The 18,158-nt window shown below is 70.1% G+C and carries 17 protein-coding genes; 7 read left to right on the top strand and 10 right to left on the bottom strand.

Annotation, left to right across the window (positions count from 1 at the left end):
- Nucleotides 1–18: 18 nt before the first annotated feature.
- Nucleotides 19–939, bottom strand: a complete 921-nt coding sequence (locus tag ACEN9J_RS20395) for a 3-keto-5-aminohexanoate cleavage protein (RefSeq protein WP_413761905.1) — start codon at nucleotides 937–939, stop codon at nucleotides 19–21.
- A gap of 156 nt (nucleotides 940–1,095) precedes the next feature.
- Between ACEN9J_RS20395 and ACEN9J_RS20390 the strand changes: the two genes are divergently transcribed.
- Entirely contained in the window at nucleotides 1,096–1,476 is a 381-nt protein-coding gene (locus tag ACEN9J_RS20390; RefSeq protein WP_057595324.1) for a DUF1090 domain-containing protein, read from the top strand.
- A 13-nt stretch (nucleotides 1,477–1,489) separates the two neighbouring features.
- A complete protein-coding gene (locus ACEN9J_RS20385; RefSeq protein ID WP_057595323.1) occupies nucleotides 1,490–2,200 on the top strand; it encodes a Crp/Fnr family transcriptional regulator in 711 nt (236 codons plus the stop codon).
- Between the two features lie 12 nt (nucleotides 2,201–2,212).
- Here ACEN9J_RS20385 and ACEN9J_RS20380 read toward each other — a convergent pair whose 3' ends face one another.
- A complete protein-coding gene (locus tag ACEN9J_RS20380; RefSeq protein WP_413761904.1) occupies nucleotides 2,213–4,015 on the bottom strand; it encodes an NAD(P)/FAD-dependent oxidoreductase in 1,803 nt (600 codons plus the stop codon).
- Nucleotides 4,016–4,225: 210 nt separating this feature from the next.
- Nucleotides 4,226–5,326, bottom strand: coding sequence for a GlxA family transcriptional regulator (locus ACEN9J_RS20375; RefSeq protein ID WP_261212192.1), 1,101 nt, complete (start codon nucleotides 5,324–5,326; stop codon nucleotides 4,226–4,228).
- Nucleotides 5,327–5,429: 103 nt separating this feature from the next.
- Here ACEN9J_RS20375 and ACEN9J_RS20370 point away from each other — a divergent pair, with 103 nt between their 5' ends.
- The 3 genes from ACEN9J_RS20370 to ACEN9J_RS20360 are packed head-to-tail and all read left to right on the top strand — an operon-like array spanning nucleotide 5,430 to nucleotide 8,179.
- Entirely contained in the window at nucleotides 5,430–6,410 is a 981-nt protein-coding gene (locus ACEN9J_RS20370) for a tripartite tricarboxylate transporter substrate binding protein (protein ID WP_296740376.1), read from the top strand.
- A 22-nt stretch (nucleotides 6,411–6,432) separates the two neighbouring features.
- The gene (locus ACEN9J_RS20365) at nucleotides 6,433–7,278 is read left to right on the top strand and encodes an alpha/beta fold hydrolase (RefSeq protein ID WP_057595318.1); all 846 of its coding nucleotides are present in this window, start codon (nucleotides 6,433–6,435) and stop codon (nucleotides 7,276–7,278) included.
- Nucleotide 7,279: 1 nt separating this feature from the next.
- Entirely contained in the window at nucleotides 7,280–8,179 is a 900-nt protein-coding gene (locus ACEN9J_RS20360; RefSeq protein ID WP_413761903.1) for an aminotransferase class IV, read from the top strand.
- Nucleotides 8,180–8,186: 7 nt separating this feature from the next.
- Here ACEN9J_RS20360 and ACEN9J_RS20355 read toward each other — a convergent pair whose 3' ends face one another.
- Nucleotides 8,187–10,109, bottom strand: a complete 1,923-nt coding sequence (locus ACEN9J_RS20355) for a sigma-54-dependent Fis family transcriptional regulator (protein WP_413761902.1) — start codon at nucleotides 10,107–10,109, stop codon at nucleotides 8,187–8,189.
- 216 nt (nucleotides 10,110–10,325) lie between these two features.
- On the opposite strand from ACEN9J_RS20355, the gene ACEN9J_RS20350 reads away from it, so the two are divergent.
- Entirely contained in the window at nucleotides 10,326–11,411 is a 1,086-nt protein-coding gene (locus ACEN9J_RS20350; protein WP_413761901.1) for a Shedu immune nuclease family protein, read from the top strand.
- A 51-nt stretch (nucleotides 11,412–11,462) separates the two neighbouring features.
- Nucleotides 11,463–11,927 carry a hypothetical protein gene (locus ACEN9J_RS20345; RefSeq protein ID WP_413761900.1) on the top strand — a complete coding sequence of 155 codons (465 nt, stop codon included), beginning with the start codon at nucleotides 11,463–11,465 and terminating at the stop codon, nucleotides 11,925–11,927.
- Between the two features lie 9 nt (nucleotides 11,928–11,936).
- Here ACEN9J_RS20345 and ACEN9J_RS20340 read toward each other — a convergent pair whose 3' ends face one another.
- The 6 genes from ACEN9J_RS20340 to ACEN9J_RS20315 all read right to left on the bottom strand — a co-directional run bounded on the left by ACEN9J_RS20340 (nucleotide 11,937) and on the right by ACEN9J_RS20315 (nucleotide 18,153).
- Nucleotides 11,937–13,811, bottom strand: a complete 1,875-nt coding sequence (locus ACEN9J_RS20340; protein WP_413761899.1) for a tannase/feruloyl esterase family alpha/beta hydrolase — start codon at nucleotides 13,809–13,811, stop codon at nucleotides 11,937–11,939.
- Between the two features lie 88 nt (nucleotides 13,812–13,899).
- A complete protein-coding gene (locus tag ACEN9J_RS20335) occupies nucleotides 13,900–14,799 on the bottom strand; it encodes a helix-turn-helix domain-containing protein (protein ID WP_413761898.1) in 900 nt (299 codons plus the stop codon).
- A gap of 12 nt (nucleotides 14,800–14,811) precedes the next feature.
- Nucleotides 14,812–15,513: an ABC transporter ATP-binding protein gene (locus ACEN9J_RS20330; RefSeq protein WP_296740393.1), complete on the bottom strand. Its 702-nt coding sequence runs from the start codon at nucleotides 15,511–15,513 to the stop codon at nucleotides 14,812–14,814.
- Entirely contained in the window at nucleotides 15,513–16,265 is a 753-nt protein-coding gene (locus tag ACEN9J_RS20325; RefSeq protein WP_413761897.1) for an ABC transporter ATP-binding protein, read from the bottom strand. Before ACEN9J_RS20325 ends, ACEN9J_RS20330 begins: the two co-directional genes overlap by 1 nt.
- Nucleotides 16,262–17,254 carry a branched-chain amino acid ABC transporter permease gene (locus tag ACEN9J_RS20320; RefSeq protein WP_413764583.1) on the bottom strand — a complete coding sequence of 331 codons (993 nt, stop codon included), beginning with the start codon at nucleotides 17,252–17,254 and terminating at the stop codon, nucleotides 16,262–16,264. Before ACEN9J_RS20320 ends, ACEN9J_RS20325 begins: the two co-directional genes overlap by 4 nt.
- Before the next feature lie 26 nt (nucleotides 17,255–17,280).
- Nucleotides 17,281–18,153, bottom strand: coding sequence for a branched-chain amino acid ABC transporter permease (locus ACEN9J_RS20315; RefSeq protein ID WP_057595310.1), 873 nt, complete (start codon nucleotides 18,151–18,153; stop codon nucleotides 17,281–17,283).
- Nucleotides 18,154–18,158 lie beyond the last annotated feature (5 nt).

Genomic DNA, 18,158 nt, shown 5'->3' with positions numbered 1-18,158 from the left:
GTTGTGGCGGATGCGGGTTCAGCCGAGCGCGAACTCGGGCCGCGGCGTGCCCACGCGCGGCAGGCCCATGAGCTGGCGCGCCTCGGCGGGCGTCGCCACTTCCATGTCGAGCTCGCGGATCACGCGCACGATGCGCTCGGTGAGCTGCACGTTGGTGGCCAGCTCGCCGTGGCGGAAGTAGAGGTTGTCCTCCAGGCCGACGCGCGCATGGCCGCCCAGCAGCAGCGCCGCCACGTTGGCCTCGAGCTGCGAGGTGCCGATGCCGCTGACGCCGAAGATGCTGCCCTTGGGCAGCGTGTCGACCATCATCTGCAGGAAGCGCGGCGAGTAGGGCATCGCGTTCTGGAAGTTGCGGTGCACGTTCATCACCAGGTTGATGAAGTAGGGCTCGTCGTCGTGGCCCTCGCCGATCAGCGTGGTCGCGTCCTGCAGGATGTGGGTGGGGCTGAACACCTCCCACTCGGGCTTGATGCCGCGCGCCTTCATGCCGGCGGCGAGTTCGCGCCCGCGCGTGATCGGCGTGTCCATCAGAATCTGCCTGCCCTCGAAGCTGAGGTTCAGCGTGGTGGCGTCGAGCGTGCACATCTCGGCGCCCGCGTCCATGCCCTTGATGCGTTCCTCCCAGGCGATCTCCCAGCGGTCGCCGGCCAGCGGCTTGACCATGTCGCCGTGCACGCCGCCGCCGGTGGAGTTGTTGAGCACGATGTCGCAGCCGCCCGCGCGGATGCGGCTGTTGATCTCGCGGTAGACCTCGGCGTCGCAGGTCGCGCCGTCGTCGGGGCGGCGCGCATGGATCGCCGCCACGCTGGCGCCGGCGTTCCAGCAGCGCAGCACGTCGGCCGCGATCTCGGCGGGCTGCGTGGGGAGGTGGGGGTTCTGGGACTTGTGCGCCATGCCGCCGGTGGGGGCGATGGTCACGATCACTTTGCGCTTCGACATGGCGGGGTTCCTGGAGTCCTTCGTGGAGCGCGCCATTATTTTTGGCGCGGGCAGCGCACTCAGTCATCGCGACGACATTCGGGGGCAGGGTTTACGCGGCGTGCAGAGGCTACAGTCGCCCCTGTCGTTCGCATTCATCCACAACAAGGAGCGCTCATGAAACTGTCATCGCTGGTCCTCGCGGCCGCCGCGGTCCTGGCGTCGGGCCAGGCCTTCGCGCAGGGCGGTCCCGAGGCGGGCTGCGCCGCCAAGCGCGAGGCGATCTCGCGCGACATCGAAGCCGCCAAGGCCGAGGGCCAGGACCACCGCGTGCGCGGCCTCGAACGCGCGCTGGCCGAGGTGCGGCGCAACTGCAGCGATGCCAGGCTGGCCGCGCGCCATCAGGAGCGCATCCGCGGCGAGGAGCGCAAGGTCGCGCAGCGCGAACGCGAGCTGGCCGAGGCGCGCCGCAAGGGCGATCGCGACAAGATCGCGCGCCGCGAGGACAAGCTGCGCGAAGCCCAGGCCGAGCTGCAGCGCGTCAAGGACCTGCCCTGAGCCTCGAGAGAAGATGCCCGCTGCCCGGCCTGTTCCTCCCCCAGCCTCGCTGACCCTGGCTCAACTGCTGCAGGGATCGGCCTGGTTTCCGCAACTCGGCGTGGCCGCTGGCGAGCGCGTGCTCGAGGAGATGCGCGAGGTCGAGGTGGCGACCGGCGCCGCGCTGTGCCGCTGCGGCGACACCCCGCTGCACTGGTACGGCACCATCGACGGCCTGCTCAAGTGGTGCGTGAGCTCGCCCGACGGGCGCTCGGTCACCCTGGGTGGCCTGTCGACCGGCAGCTGGTTCGGCGAAGGCACGCTGCTGCGCGGCGTGCCGCGCACCGCGGACATCATCGCGCTGCGCCCCAGCCGGGTGGCGCTGATGCCGCTGGAGACCTTCGAGTGGCTGCGCGCCACGCACCGCAGCTTCGACGACTTCCTGCTGCGCCAGATCAACGAGCGCATGCACTGGTTCCTCGGCAACTTCGCCGCCCACCACCTGCTGGACACCGACAGCCAGGTCGCGCGCGCGCTCGTTGGCCTGTTCCACGAGTGGCTGCATCCGGGCAGCGATCCGCACCTGGAGGTGTCGCAGGAGGAGATCGCCAACCTCTCGGGCCTGTCGCGCCAGCGCTGCAACGCGGCGTTGCGGCGGCTGGCATCGGCCGGACTGCTGCGCATCGAGTACGGCGGCATCACCGTGACCGATCTGGACGGCCTGCGCCGCCGCATCGACGGCTGAGCGCCTCGCGCCTCAGCGCCGGTGGTGCGAGGGCGCGAGCTCGTACACCGGCGTGTCGAGCCCTTCGGCGCGCGCCTTGAGCTGCAGCGCGAGGAACTGCGAGTAGTGGCGCGACTGGTGCAGGTTGCCGCCGTGGATCCAGAGGTTCGGCACCTGCGTCGGCTTCCACATGTTGCGCAGCTCGCCTTCCCACGGGCCCGGATCCTTCGGCGTGTCGGAGCCCAGGCCCCAGCACTTGCCGACCCGGTCGGCGACCTCGGGCGAGATCAGGTCGGCCAGCCAGCCGTTCATCGAGCCGTAGCCGGTGGCATAGACCAGGAGGTCGGCCGGCAGCTCGCTGCCGTCGGTCAGCGTCACCGAGCGTTCGTTCACGCGCTCGATGTTCACGCCGCTCCTGAGCTTCACGCTGCCGTTGGCCACCAGCTCCGAGGCGCCCACGTCGATGTAGTAGCCCGAGCCGCGCCGCAGGTACTTCATGAACAGGCCCGAGCCGTCGGCGCCGAAGTCGAGCATGAAGCCCGCCTTCTCCAGTCGCGCATAGAGGTCGGCATCGCGCTTCTTCATCTCGTCGTAGATCGGGATGTGGAAGGTGTGCATCACCTGGTAGGGCACCGAGGCGAAGATCAGGTCGGCCTTGTGGTGGTCGATGCCGCTCTTCACCGCCTGCTCCGAATACAGGCCGCCCAGCGCCAGTTCCATCAGCGAGTCGGAGGGCGCGATGTGGGTCGACGAGCGCTGGATCATCGTCACGTCGGCGCCGTGCTCCCACAGCGCCGCGCAGATGTCGTGCGCCGAGTTGTTCGAGCCCAGCACCACGCACTTCTTGCCCGCGTAGGCCTCGGGCCCGGGGTGCTTGCTCGAATGGTGCTGGTCGCCCTGGAAGTTCTCGGCGCCCGCGAGCACGGGCACGTTCGGGTAGCCCGACACGCCGAGCGCGAACACCAGCTGCTTCGGCCGCAGCACCACCTCCTTGCCCTCGCGTTCCACGCGCACTTCCCAGCGCTGCGTGGCCTCGTCGAAGCGCGCCTTCTTCGCCGTGGTCGAGCTCCAGTAGTTGAGCTCCATCACCTTGGTGTACATCTCGAGCCAGTCGCCGACCTTGTCCTTGGGCGCGAACACCGGCCAGTCGTCGGGGAAGGGCATGTAGGGCAGGTGGTCGTACCAGACCGGGTCGTGCAGGCACAGCGACTTGTAGCGGTTGCGCCAGGAGTCGCCCGCGCGCGCGTTGCGCTCGATGATGATCGTGGGCACCCCGAGCCGGCGCAGCCGCGCGCCGAGCGCGATCCCGCCCTGGCCGCCGCCCACGATCACCACCTCGGGCTGCTCGGCGTAGCCCAGCGTGCGGGCTTCCTCCTCGCGCTTCTCGAGCCAGCTCTGGCGGCCCTTGTGCACGCCGTGCTCCGCGCCCTTGATGCGGTTCGCGCCGGTCTTCTCCTCGAAGCCCTTGAGCTCGGTCATGGTGGTCAGCAAGGTCCAGGCCTTGCCGCCGCGCAGCCGCAGGTGGCCGCGGCCGCGCGCCACCCGGGTCTCGAACGTGAACCAGGCCTCGGTCACGCCGTCGGCCTCGCTGGCCTCGCCCTCGAGCGCGAAGTTCGACGGCTGCGTGTCGGCCAGCCGCGCCGCCAGCATCGCGCGGATCGCGCCCGCGCCTTCCTGCGTGCGGATGTTCCAGGTGAAGGCCACGAGGTCGCGCCAGAAGCCCTCGGCCTCGAACAGCGCGACCGTGGCCTCGACGTCGTTGCGCGCGAGCGCGGCGCCGAAGTCGGCCAGCCAGGTGGCGGCAGCCCGCGTGGGGGCGGCGGTGGATGCGGTCATCGAATGTCTCCGTGTATGAATGGATGAGAACGAACGCTGCGCCGCGGACGGCGCGGGTTGCGTTGCGCAGCTTTCGTGCCGCATGGCGGCGCACGGTGAATCAGGGACTTGGCGGGGGTTTTGTCGCGGGCGTGATGCGTTGTCTCACTGGCTGCGAAACAGGGTGAGACAGCCGTGCGACGGTGGCGGCCTATCGCGCGGCCGGCCTCGTCAGCGCGCGGTCCGCGGGCGCGGTGGCAGCGTTGCGGGCTTGCCGCTGGCCGGCGTCGGCGCCAGCACGTCATCGTAGGCCTGCAACTGCCATACCGCGCGCGGCGTGCGCACCGTGTAGCGCTCGCGGTATTCCGACGGGCTCATGCCGGCGATGCGCTTGAAGGTGCGCCGGAAGGTCGAGACGTCCGCGTAGCCCGAGGCGTCGGCGATCTCGTGCATCGAGCGCCAGGTGGCCTCGAGCCACATGCGCGCGCGCTTCACGCGCAGCTCGTGCAGGAACTGGATCGGCGAACGCTCGATGTGACGCGCGAACAGCCGCACCAGCGTGCGTTCGCTGACCGCCGCGGCCGAGGCCATCTCGGCCACCGTCAGCGGCCGGCCCGCGTTGGCCTCGATGAAGGCGATGGCGCGGTGCAGCGGCGCATCGCGCGAGGTGCCCACCACCTGCTCGGGGATGTCGAGCACCAGGTGCTGGCGCTCGGGATTGGCGAGGAACTTGTCGCGGCAGGCCGCGGCGAGGTCCGACAGGCCGACGCCGTCGAGCAGCTTGAGCACCATCGCATGCATCAGGTCGGGCGTGGCCGCCAGCACCATGTGCGGGCCGAGCGTCAGCGGCGTCTCGCTGTGGATCGGCGTGTCGGGGAAGTCGTGCGCGAAGCCCGACTGGTAGAGCCACGACAGCGGCACCGGCTGGTGCGCGAGCAGCCCCGCGCGCCCGGCCAGCCACAGGCCGGTGCCACAGGCGCCGATCCAGTCGCCTGCCGCGTGGCGGCTCGCGAGCTGCGCGCAGAGCGCGGCGTTCTGCGCCACCAGCCGGCGCAGGCCCGGAATGGTCACCATCATCAGCGGCGGCACCACCGCGAGCGCGGTGGCGGGCGCGCGGCGCGAGCGCTTCGCCTCCTCGTCCGACTGGAACGCGAGGCGCCGCATCGCATGCGGTCCGCCGTCGGGCCCGAGCAGCCGCCAGGCCACCGGCGCGTCGATGCGCCGCCCCGCGCGCGCACGCGCCAGCGAGTTCGCCTCGCGCAGGATGTCGATGGCACCGAAGACGCTGCCGGGCAGGCCGCCGTGCGGCAGGTAGAGGTCGAAGCGGATCATGGGCTTGGCGGATTGTGTACCCCGAGTGGCCGAAAAGGTCCTGTGCCGCGCGGGACCGCGTTTGTAGCATCCGCTCCCACGTCAACCACAGCCGGAGTTCGAGATGAGCCTGACATGGATCGCGCGCCGCCTGGCCATCGGCCTCGCGGTGCTTCCCCTGGTCGCGGGTGCGCAGGCCTGGCCCGCCAGGCCGGTGAACTGGGTCGTGCCCTATCCCGCGGGCGGCCCGGCCGACGTGATCGCCCGCGCCATCGCGCCGCGCATGGCCCGCGAGCTGGGCCAGCCGGTGCTGGTGGAGAACCTCGGCGGCGTGGGCGGCGCGCTGGCGGCGCAGAAGGTGTTGAACGCGCCGGCCGACGGCTACACGGTGCTGCAGGGCTCGCCCAACGAGGTCATCCTCGCACCGCTCGCGCGGGCCGCGGTGAAGCTCAGGCTCGAGGACTTCGTGCTGGTCTCGCCGGCCACCAACAACCCGCTGGTGCTGGTGACGCGCAAGGCGCTCGCCGCCGACGACCTCGATGCCTTCGCGGCACTCGCGCGCTCGTCCGCCGCGCAGCCGCTGACCTACGGCAGCGTGGGCGTGGGCTCGATGTTCCATCTCGCGGCCGAGGACCTGGCCGCGCGCATGGATGCGAGGGTCATGCACGTGCCCTACAGCGGCGGCGCGCCGCTGATCCAGGACCTGGGCGGCGCCAACCTCGACTTCGCGCTGATGCCCTTCACCACCGGCTACCTGGGACTGGCCGAGACCGGCCGGCTCAAGATCCTCGCGGTCGCCTCGAAGCAGCGCCTCGCGCAGATGAAGAACGTGCCGACCTTCGCGGAAAGCCGCGTCGCCGCCGGTTTCGAGGCCGGCGCCTGGGCCGGGCCGATGGTGCGCAGGGGCACGCCCGAGGCCGTGGTCGAGCGCCTGCACAAGGCGCTGCAGGCGAGCCTGGCCGACCCGCAGGTGCGCACGACCCTCGAGGCCTCGGGCTCGCAGGTGTCCGAGCGCATGAGCCTGGCCGAGGCGGCGCGCTTCCTGGCCGCGGAGGCCGAGCGCTACCGCACGCTCGCGCGCCGCATCGGCGTGCGGCCCGAATGACCATGACTCAAGGGACATCGGCATGAGCTTCGTGCATTCCGGCGGCGTCGACATCTACTACGAGCGCACGGGCCAGGGGCCGGCGCTGCTGTTCTGCCACGGCGCGGGATCGAATGCCGCGACCTGGTGGCAGCAGATTCCCGCGTTCTCGCAGCGCTTCACCTGCATCGCGTTCGACGCGCGCTGCTTCGGCCGTTCGCTCGCGCCGCTCGAGGCCTTCGGGCACGAGGCCCTGGTGGCCGACGCGCTCGCGGTGCTCGATGCCGAGGGCATCGACAGCGCCGCGCTGGTGTGCCAGTCGCTCGGCGGCATGACCGGCGCGCGGCTCGCGCTGCGGCATCCCGAGCGGGTGTGGGCCTTCGCCTGCTGCGATTCGCCGCTGGCGATCGACCATCCGCGGATGCTGGCCAACGTCGCGGCCTTTCTCGGCGAGGTGGCGGCGACCGAGCTCGAGGACCGCGCGCTGAGCCCGGCCTTCGTGCGCGAGCGGCCCGCGATGGCCTGGCTGTACCGGCAGATCAACCAGTTCAATCCCGCGGTGCACGGCGCCGCGGCCGGCCGCGGTGGCCCGGGGTGGGGCGAGCGTCTCGCAGCGCTGTTCGCGCCGCAGCAGCTGCTCGCGCTCGACGACCTGCGCCGCCTGCGCTGCCCGACGCTGTTCGTGGTCGGTGCCGAGGACCGCGTGGTCACGCCCGCGGTGGTGCGCGACATCGCGCGCCAGGTCGAGGGCAGCCGCGTGGCCGAGATCGCGGCCGCGGGGCACTCGCCGTACTTCGAACAGGCGCAGAACTTCAATGCCGCGGTGCTGGCCTTTCTCGTCGATGCCTGGGCCGGCGCGCGCCAGGGTTTTCCAACTGCAGGAGCTTGAGATGCGATTCGAGAACGCTTCCTTCCTCGGGCGTCGCGCGATGCTCGCCATGGGCCTGTCGGCCGTCGGCGGCGTCGGCGCGGCCGATGTGCCCGCACCCGCACCGGCCGTGGGTCGCATCGACGGCGAGCCGCCCTCGGTCGGCGACCTGCGCGCGATGGCGCTCGCCAACTACGGGCACTTCAGCACCATGCGCATCCGCCGGCGCAGCGTGCAGGGCCTGGACTTCCAGCTGGCCCGGCTGGACCGCAGCACGCGGCTCCTGTTCGGCAGCGAGCTCGATGGCGAGCGGGTGCGCCGGCTGGTGCGCGAGGCCGTGCCCGACGACGACCGGACCTGGCTGGTGCGCATCAACGTCTTCCCGCGCGTGGCGGGCTTCGCCGATCTCACCAGGCCGATGCCCGCCGGCGTGTTCGTCACCCAGTCGCCGCTCGCGGCCGAGGCGCCGCCGCCACGCGCCGTGCGCTCGGTGCAGCACGAGCGCGTGCTGCCCGAGGTCAAGCACGTCGGCACCTTCGGCCTGTTCCACCACCGCAAGCTCGCGCAGGCGGCGGGTTTCGACGACGCGCTGTTCCTCGACGCGCGGCGCAGCATCTCGGAGGGAAGCACGTGGAACGTCGGCTTCTACGACGGGCGCCGTGTGGTGCTGCCGACCGCGCCCGCGCTGCCCGGCGGCGCGATCCACCTGCTGCGGCTGGGCATGCGCTCGCACGGCATTCCCTTCGTCGAGCGCGACATCCGCATCGACGAGATCAAGGATTTCGAGCTGGCCTTCTGGACCAACGTGCCCGACACCGTGCGGCCGCTGCGGCGCATCGACGCGACCGAGTTCTCGCTGTCGCACCCGCTGCACGAGCGGCTGAAGGCCTGCTACGAATCGAACGAGTGGACCGCGCTGTAGCGCGCGATCAGCCGCGCCGGGGCGCCACGATCCCGAGCCGCTTCATGTGCCGGTACACGGTGGCCCGGCTCAGGCCCAGCGCATCGGCCGCCTGCGCGACGCGCCAGCGGTGCTGGCGCAGCGCCGCGAGCAGACGCTCCGATTCGGCGGCCGTGTCCTCGGCCTCATCGACCATCGCGGGCATCGTCGTCGCGACGCGCTCCGGCAACCGCAGGTCCTCCACCACGACTTCACGCCCCGTGCACAACGCCAGCGCGAGCCGCAGCACGTTGCGCAGCTCGCGCAGGTTGCCGGGCCAGCGGTGCGCCATCAGCGCCTCGATCGCTTCGGCCGAGAGCCGCGCGTTCGAATCCACGGCGGCGGCCTCCTCGGCGAACAGGCTGTCGATCAGATGGCGGCGGTCGCGGCGTTCGCGCAGCGGCGGCAGCTTCAGCACGGCGCCGCATAGGCGGTAGTAGAGGTCCTCGCGGAAGCGGCCTGCCGCGACGAGTTCGCTCAGGCCCCGGTGCGTGGCGGCCACCACCGCGAGGTCCACGCGCTGCGGCGCGTCGCCGCCCAGCGGCAGCACCTCGCCTTCGGACAGCACGCGCAGCAGCCGCGTCTGCAGCGCCATCGGCATGTCGCCGATCTCGTCGAGGAACAGCGTGCCGCGGTCGGCCTGCGCGATCAGGCCCTTCATGCCCTTGCTGCGGCCGCCGGTGAAGGTGCCGGGCTGGTAGCCGAACAGCTCGCTCTCGATCAGCGAATCGGGAATGGCCGCGCAGTTCACGGCCACGAAGGGCAGGGCCGCGCGGCGGCTCGCGCCGTGCAGCGCGCGCGCCAGCACCTCCTTGCCGCTGCCGGTCTCGCCCTCGATCAGCACGTGGATGCCGCGGTCGACCAGCCGGCGCGCCTGCGCCAGCAGCGACTGCATCGCGGGATCGTCGCCCGCGATGCGCTCGAGCGGCGGCAGCCGGTCGACGCCCGGCACGGCGGCCTTGCGCTCGGTCGCGGCCGTGCGGCGCGCCACGCGCGGCGCGAGCAGGGAGGCGTGGTACTCGCCGCCGTCCGGCAGCAGCACCGTGTGGGCGAAGGGCATGGCCGATGCGCTCGCGCCCAGGCGCCAGATCGCATCGAGCGGCATGCGCAGCAGCTCGGCCACGCCGGTGCCGACCGGATGGACCGCGAACAGCCGCCGCGCGCTGCTGTTCGCGCCGACCACCGTGCCGGCCTCGTCGAGCGCGAGCATCAGCTCGCCGGCCACGTCGACCAGGCCGAAGGCGCTGCCCAGCCGCAGCACCCAGTGGCCGCGGAAGTGGCGCAGGAAATCGGCGTCCTCGATCATGCGCGCGTAGATCGCGACCAGGTGCCGCACCAGGTGCTGGCTCTCCTTGGCCTCGGGCGAATGCAGCGCCGACACGTCGAGCACCGCCGTGAGCCGCCCGCCATGGTCGAACAGCGGCGCGGTGGTGCAGGTCAGCGCGATGTGGGTGGCGTCGAAGTGTTCGGTCTGGTGGCAGGTCATCGGTGCCTGCTCGACCAGGCAGGTGCCCACGCCGCAGGTGCCCGCATGCGCCTCGTTCCAGTCGGCGCCGAGGTAGAGGCCGGCCTTGCGCAGCTGGTCGTCCCAGGCCGGGTTGCCGATGTAGTCGACCGTGATGCCCTCGGCATCGGTCAGCAGCACCATGTAGCCGAGGTCGGCCACGCGGCGATAGATGTCCTCCATGCCCGCGCGCGCGGTGCAGAGGAAGTGCTCGAGCTGCTGCTGGTGCGCGCGCACCTCGTGCGCCGGCAGGATGCGCGCGGGCGTGGGCCGCGAGGGATCGAGGCCATGGTCGCGCACGCAGCGCGCCCACGACTTGTGGACCAGGCTGGTCGCCGGATCGGCCAGCGCGGTGCCGGTGGCGATCGAATAGACGTTGTCGATGTGGCGCGATTGCAGGGAAGGCATGCTCGACCTCGCGATGGCGCGCGGCCGCCGGAAGATCGGGGCGCGGCCGCGCAGCCGGACATCATTCGGCTGTCGCGCTGTCGCGGCACAGAGGTGAAACCCGGTGGTCGCCTAGCCTGCTTGCGTTACCGATACGCTTGGGGAAAGGGCTTGGCAAGACGCACGCTCTTCAATTCGTCAGTGAGATCAATCTTCTTACTTTTGAGGAGCCAGAACTTGAAGCTCTCGGACTTCATCTTCCAGTATCCAGTCGGCATCAGCTCTCGCAGGCAATGCCTTTGTCGGGTTCGCATGTTCACTGCCTCGCAGGGGACGGTGGTCTTGCTCCTGACGGACATCGGTGAACTCGGCCTTGGGTCGTCGATCATGAATCACATCGAGCATCTTTGCGCGGCACTTGCCGTCCGGGGCTTTTTTCCGGAAGGTGCGCGAGTTGTCGAGCACCATGAGAGAGGCGGGGCTGTCGACGATGGGTTCTATCTGGTGGCGTTCGACGCGTCGGGGTCACCTTCGTGGGAGGAGGTCACGATGGAGCGCATCATCGTCATGCTCGAATGCCAGGCAGACGAATTCACGAAGCCAACTGCACACGATCAACGTCTTGTTGGGGAAATCGAGCGTCTACGCAACGCGGTCAACCCATTTTTCGACGCCCCGGATCTCGAGGCTCCAGAGATCGTCAACCGTCGAGGGGACATCGAAGACCAGATGGTGTCGAAAGCGATGCTCCTTCAGGTGATCGAATCAGGTGCCACTGAGCGGGAGTTGCATCAGCTGTTCAAGAAGGATCCCTCCTTTTTTGGTGAGGTCTATGCAAGTCCGTACGAGGAGTACATCGTGCTGTCGGAATATCCGCTGGCCGATGGCTTCGTCGACTTTGTCGTTCTTACAGGCCGATCTCGCATGGAAGTCGTCCTGATCGAGATCAAGGGCGCGGACTTCTTCCTGGTCAATGCCGACAGCTATGGTGAGTTCGCTCAGAAGATGAATCAAGCTGCCGGTCAGATACGACGCCGGATCGGCGCAATCTACAGAGACATGTCGACGTTCAGGAAAAACATCCACAAAGTTCGTCGTGCGGTTGAGTCTGGGGCATCACGTCATGGTTCTTTCGTTGGACCTCGCCCGGGGCTTCTGGTCGATCCTGACAAGGACATTGAGCTGCGAACCGTCATCATTGGTGGAAGAACGCGCGACGACGTGGTTGAAAGCGGGAAGCGGCACGAGTTCGAGCACGGCGTCTCGCCTCCCGTACGAATCGAGTCGTGGGATACCTGGGTTCGAAAACTTCAGCGCCAGTAAAAACTTCGTGTCGAGTCATCGAGTCATCCCCCCAACCCGCTGGATCTACATATGAACATGCTTCAGTTCGAACTCTTCGCCGACTACTTTCAGTTCTACATCCAGGACGAATCCGCCGAAGGCGATCTTTCCGATGCATGGAGCGACGAGGCCGTGGAACGCATGCTCGCGACCGCGCCCGGCGTGGTCGGCATCGGCACGGCGCGCAACATGGAGGTGCCGGTCACGGTCGAGATCCTCGAGGCCACGCCGCCGCTCGATGCCGATGCCTGGGACCACGTGGTCGAGTGCGCGCTCGCCACGACGAGCGGGCGCCTCGCGATCGCGGGGTGCACCGATTACTTTCCCGATGCGGCGCGCATAGCGATCGCGCCGGGCACCTACCGCGTGCGTGCCTGCTACGCGGGGCTCGCGACGCTGTCCGAGGACGGGCTCGAGGGCGAGGACCGCTACCACCTCGCGCTGTGGCCGGCACCGGCCATCGAGCCCACGGTGGTCAAGCGGCGCGTGGCCTGAGCACACCGCTCAGCGGCAGGCGAAGCTCTCCGCCTTCGAGGTATCGCCGCCCAGGTACGCGATCTTCTTCGGATAGGTGCACAGCGGCCGCGCGAGCGACTTGTCGCTGTTGCTCAGCACGATGTTCTCGGGCGGGATGCCCTTCTCGACCCAGTCGGTGAGCGCGGTGAACAGCTGGTTCGGCGCGGGCAGCGGCGGGTTGGCCGCGGGGCTGGTGCCGGGCAGGCCGTCGACCGAGCCCACGCCCAGGCAATGGCCCATCGCGGGGATCTCGAGGTAGCGGTAGAACTTCTGCAGCGCATCGATGCCGCCCATCGCGCCGGCCGCGCGCTCGTAGTAGTGGGCGGTGCCCGAGTTCGGGATCAGCTGGTCGGCCAGGCCGTGGTAGGTCAGCATCTTCGCGCCGCGGTCGCGGAAGCGCGCGAGGTCGGGGTTGTCGGTGTCGATGTTCGCGAACGCGCGCTGCAGCGCCTTGCCGCGGTCGCCGGCATTGGCGAGCTGCGCGTAGCCCAGGCCCTTCCAGCGGTCGGCGCCGTTGCCGGTGGCGTTGATGAAATCGGGCGTGGCGAGCGTCGGGTCCTGCAGGTTCAGCGCGACCTGGTGCACGGCGACGGGGAAGGGCGCGGGCACGCCGCCGGCCGAGCCGGCCAGGCCCGAGAGCGCGGTGCCGCGCGGGAGGCCGTACCAGAGCTGGTTCGACGCCAGCACGGGGCCGTAGCCGATGTCGGCCGCGGCCGGCGGCACGCTGCCGTCGCGGGTCTGGCCATACCAGATCTTGTTGACGGCCTGCGCCTGCGCGGTGCTCAGGCAGGCGGCGGTGGCATTGCTGCCGCCGCTCGCGGTGCACAGCACGGCCTTGTCCTGCACCGGGTCGTAGCGGCAGGCGGCGGGGTCGCTGATGAAGCCCTCGTGCTTGCCGGTGAGCTGGCTGTCGCAGGCGCTGACCGCGGCCGAGGACACCAGCGTGGCCTGCGCGGGCGTGAGCGGCGTGCCGCCGAGGTCGCGCTGCATCACGACCTGGGGATAGAGCTCGGCCGTGATGAAGCGGGTCCAGTTGATCGCGCTGTTGCCCGCGAGGATGCCGTCGAAGTCGTCGGGATTGGCCTGCGCCTGCATGTGGCCCTGGCGGCCGCCGGTGGAACAGCCGTCCCAGTACGAGTACTTCGGCGCCGCGCCGTAGAAGCCGGCCGCGAGCGCCTTGGCCTTGACCGCCATCTCGTGGATGCCGCGGCTCGCGAAGTCGGTCCACAGCGCGGTGTTGATGGTGCCGTCGGGGTTCATCGCGAAGGAGCCGTCGGCACCGGCCACCGGGTTCGACGAGGCATGGCCGGTGTCGGTGACGGCACTGACCGAACCCTCGATGCCGGCGACGAGCGCGGGCGAGTTGAGGCCGGTGGAACTGCCGGTGCGGTCGAGCGCGCCGATCGAGGGCTCGCCCGCGAAGCCGCCGCCGCCGAGCACGCGCACGCGCTGGTTCCACGCGGCCCTGGCCGGCAGCCAGACCTCGATGCCGATGCCCGGCGAAGTCGAGGGCGCGCCCGCGGGGCCCGGGTTGCCCGGGCCGACGTTGAGCTTGACCATGCACAGGTCGCTGGCCGCGAGCGTGCCGGTGGCCTTGCCGTCGAGGTTGAGGTCGTCGCCTTTCCTGAACTGCTTCACCAGCCGCACGGTGGTGTTCGCATCGGGCTTGAACGCGGTCTTGAGGCTGTCGTCGCAAGTCAGCGCGAGCGGTGCGGCGGGTGGCGGCGCGGCCGGCACGATCGGCAGCACGGTGCCCGACGAGCCGCTGCCGCCGCAGGCCGAGAGCGCGGCGGCAGCGGCGAGGCACAGCAGGGCGATGGAGGGTGGAACGGAACGGGTGTGGGATCTGTTGTCGTGGCGCATCTTCTGTCTCCTGTGTTGGCAGACATCGAATGTGCCGAGCGTGCCTCGCACGGTCTATCGACATGCGATCGGCGCTTGCAGGATTCCCTCAACCGGCCCTCGGACTTACCCGCGATGCACGCGTGCGCGCGGGCGTGCTGCCCACGAGCTGGCGGAACACCTGCGTGAAATGCGCCTGGCTCGAGAAGCCCACCGCCTGCGCGATCTCGGCCAGCGCGAGCGGGCCGTCGAGCAGCGCCAGCGCCTGCCGCACGCGCTGCTCCATCACGTAGCGATAGGGCGTGGCGCCGGTGCTGGCGCGAAAGAGCCGCGTGAAGTGCACCGCGCTCAGCTGCAGCTCGGCCGCGAGCGCGTCGATGCCGAAATCCTCGGCCAGGTGCGCCATCACCCAGTCGTAGACGCGGCGCAGGTCGGCCTGCGAGAGCCGCCCGCGCGGGCGCTGCGCGTTGCGCGCGCAGCCGTAGCGCGCCTGCAGGTAGCTTGCGAGCGCCATCGACAGCCCCTGCGCATGCAGCCGGCCCGAGCTGCAGCCGCGCTCGATCTCGTCGCGCATGGCGCTGGCCAGCAGTTGCAAGGTGGCATCGGTGGTCGAGAGCTGGGTCTGCAGGTGCAGCTCGCCGTCGCTCTCGGGCATGAGGCGGCGCAGCGCCTCGGGGCGGATCTCGATCGCCACCATTTCCTCGATGCGGCCGGTCCAGCTCGCGCGGTCGACCTCGTAGCCCCGCTCGAAGATGCTCATGCCGCCCGCGCGCGTTTCGATGCGATGCGAACGCCGGCCCTGCGTCATGACGCCGTGCACATGGCCGCGCACGCACAGCGCGATCAGCGGATGCGGGTTGTAGCAGGCCGGGTTCTCGCCGTCGCCGATCATCGAGCGGACCTCGAGCGCGAAGCCCTGCCACGGCGTGGCGCCCGCGTTCAGCAGCAGCCGGCCGTCCATGCGCAACGGCTTGCCCGTGGTGTCGAGCAGGCTGATCTCGCGCGTCATGGCGGTGGGCCTTCAGACCCCGAGCAGCGCCTCCAGCGCCTGCGGCTGCGCGAGCAGCGCGCCCGAGGCGCCCTGGCGCACGATCTGGCCCTTCTCCATCACCACCGCGAGCTCGGTGTGGGCCAGCACCTTGCGGTAGTCGCGGTCCACGATCAGGGTGGCGATGCCGGTCTGGCGGATCTGCTCGATCACGCGCCAGATCTCGGCCACGATCAGCGGCGCGAGGCCCTCGGTCGCTTCGTCGAGGATCAGCAGGCGCGGGTTGGTCATCAGCGCGCGGCCGATCGACAGCATCTGCTGCTCGCCGCCCGAGAGCTGCTGGCCGCCGTGCGACAGCCGCTCGGCCAGCCGCGGGAAGGTGGCCATCACGCGCTCGAAGGTCCAGGCGCGCCGGCCGTCGATGCCCGCGCGCTCGCTCATCACGAGGTTCTCGCGCACGGAGAGGTTGGGGAAGATGCCGCGGCCCTCGGGCACGTAGCCGATGCCCAGGCGCGCCATCTTCTCGGGCGGCAGGCCGGTGACCGTGCGGCCGTCGACCTGCACCTCGCCCGAGGCGGGGCGCACGTAGCCCATGATCGTGCGGATCAGCGTGGTCTTGCCCATGCCGTTGCGGCCCAGCAGGCCGACCGAGGTCGCGGCCGGGATCTCGGCATGCACGCCGCGCAGGATGTGGCTGTTGCCGTAGTAGGTGTTGAGGTCTTTGACGTTGAGCATCAGTGTTCCTCTCCCAGGTAGGCGGTGCGGACTTCGGGGTTCTCGCGGATCGCGTCGGGGCTGCCGGTGGCGATCACCGTGCCGTTGACCATCACCGTGATGCGGTCGGCCACGCGGAACACCGCGTCCATGTCGTGCTCCACCAGCAGGATGGCGTGCGTGGCCTTGAGCTGCGCGAGCAGGTTCAGCATGCGGTCGGTCTCCTCCGCGCCCATGCCGGCCAGCGGCTCGTCGAGCAGCAGCACGCGCGGATGCGTGGCCAGGCACATCGCCACCTCGAGCTGGCGCTGCGCGCCGTGGCTCAGCGTGCCGGCGATGCGGTGCGCCTCGGCGGCGAGGCCCGCGGCCTCGAGCGCCGCATCGGCCGAGGCCGAGCTCGCGGCGCCGCCGCGCGACGGCTGCCAGATCGCCCAGGGCCGCGGCGTGGCCGCCTGCGCCGCGAGGCGGCAGTTCTCGTGCACGCTGAACTCCGGGAAGATGGTGGTGCGCTGGTAGCTGCGGCCCACGCCCGCGAGCGCGCGGCGGAACTGCGCGCGCGTCGTGATGTCCTCGCCGTCGAGGCGGATCCGGCCCGCCGAAGCCTCGATCTCGCCCGAGAGCATGTTGATCAGGGTCGACTTGCCCGCGCCGTTGGTGCCGATCACCGCATGCACCTCGCCCACGTGCAGGTCGAGCGTGACCGCGTTGACCGCGACCAGGCCGCCGAAGCGGCGGGTCAGTCCCTCGACGGACAGCAGCACGGAATCGTTCATGCCCCGCTCCTCGGCGACAGCCGCTGCACCAGCCCGATCAGGCCCTTGGGCAGCAGCGCCACGAACACGATGATGGTCAGCCCCAGCGTGAGCTGCCAGTGGTCGGCCAGCGGCCCGAGCAGCGCATGGGTCGAGAAGATCTCCTTGAGCAGCGTGAAGGCGATGGCGCCGATCACCGCGCCGCGCAGGTGGCCCAGGCCGCCGAGGATCACCATCAGCAGCACCTCGCCCGAGTTGTGCCAGGCCATCAGCTCGGGATTGACCACGCCGTCGCGCGAGGCCAGCAGGAAGCCCGCGAGGCCGGCGAGCGCGCCCGCCAGCACGAAGGCCGCGAGCTTGTAGGCGTAGGTGGGGAAGCCCGCCGCGCGCATGCGCTGTTCGTTGACGCGGATGCCCGCGAGCGCCGCGCCGAAGCGCGAGCGGCGCAGCAGCGCGAGCAGCGCGTAGGTGAACACCAGCGCCGCCAGCACCACGTAGAACAGCACCGTGCGGTTCTCGAGGTCGAGCGCGCCGAGGGCCGGGCGCACGTAGAGGTAGATGCCGTCGCTGCCGCCGCCGACCTTGGTGTCGTGGAACACGAAGAAGGCCATCTGCGCGAAGGCCAGCGTCACCATGATGAAGTAGACGCCGCGCGTGCGCAGGCTCAGCGCGCCGACGAACAGGGCATAGAGCCCGGCCGCGCCCATGGCCGCGGGCAGCAGCAGCGCGAAGTTGCCGCCTTCGGCGCCCGAGGCCAGCACCGTGACGTAGGCGCCGATGCCGTAGAAGGCCGCGTGACCCAGGCTCACGAGGCCGGTCATGCCGACCAGCAGCTCGAGGCTCAGCGCGAAGATCGACAGGATCATCACCTTGACGATGAAGTCCGAGGCGTAGTTGCCCAGCAGCGGGCCGGCGATGCCGATGGCCAGCGCGCAGGCCAGCGGCAGTGCCGCGCCGCCGAACGAGCTGGCGTTCCGGGCGATTGAAGAAGAGGGCGTGGAGGCAATCATGCGCGTGGAGGTCCTGGGGATCGAACTCATGGACGCCGTCCCATCAGCCCCTCGGGCTTCCAGATCAGCACGATCGCCATCAGCAGGTAGATGCCGATGCCGCTCAAGTCGGCGAAGAACACCTTGCCGAAGGTGTCGACGAAGCCCACCAGCAGCGAGGCGACGAGCGCGCCGGTGATCGAGCCGATGCCGCCGATCACGACCAGCACGAAGCAGATGATCAGCACGCTCGCGCCCATGTTGGGATAGACCGAGGACATCGGCGCGGCGATCATGCCGGCCAGCGCCGCGAGCGCCACGCCGGCCGCGAAGACGATGCGGTAGAGCCGCTTCACGTCGATGCCCAGGCCGCGCACCATGTCGCGGTTGCTCGCGCCGGCGCGGATCATCATGCCCAGGCGCGTGCGGTTGACCACCCAGTACAGCGCCAGCGCCAGCACGATGCAGGCGGCCGAGGCGAACAGGCGATACCAGGGATAGCTCATCACGCTGCCCAGCGCGAAGCTGCCGTCGAGCCAGGCCGGCACCTTCACGCCGTGCACGTCGTTGCCCACCAGGATCGAGCGCAGTTCCTCGAACACCAGGATCAGGCCGTAGGTCATGAGCACCTGCTGCAGGTGGTCGCGCTGGTAGAGGTAGCTGAAGAAGGCCCACTCGAGCAGGTAGCCGAAGATGGCGGCGAGCACCACGCCGGCCGCCAGCATCAAAAGGAACTGGTCGCCGAACAGCGGCGCCAGCGAGAACGCCATGTAGGCGCCGATCATGTAGAAGCTGCCGTGCGCGAGGTTGATCACGCCCATGATCCCGAAGATCAGCGTCAGGCCCGAGGCCACGAGAAAGAGCAGCAGTCCGTACTGAACCGAGTTCAGGCACTGGACGAGGAAGGTGCCGAAGTCCACGTTAG

The sequence above is a fragment of the Variovorax sp. Varisp41 genome (assembly GCF_047325085.1).
GTDB lineage: Bacteria > Pseudomonadota > Gammaproteobacteria > Burkholderiales > Burkholderiaceae_C > Variovorax.
Note: the sequence above shows the minus strand (reverse complement) of the source record. Positions and strands in the feature narration are given on the sequence as shown.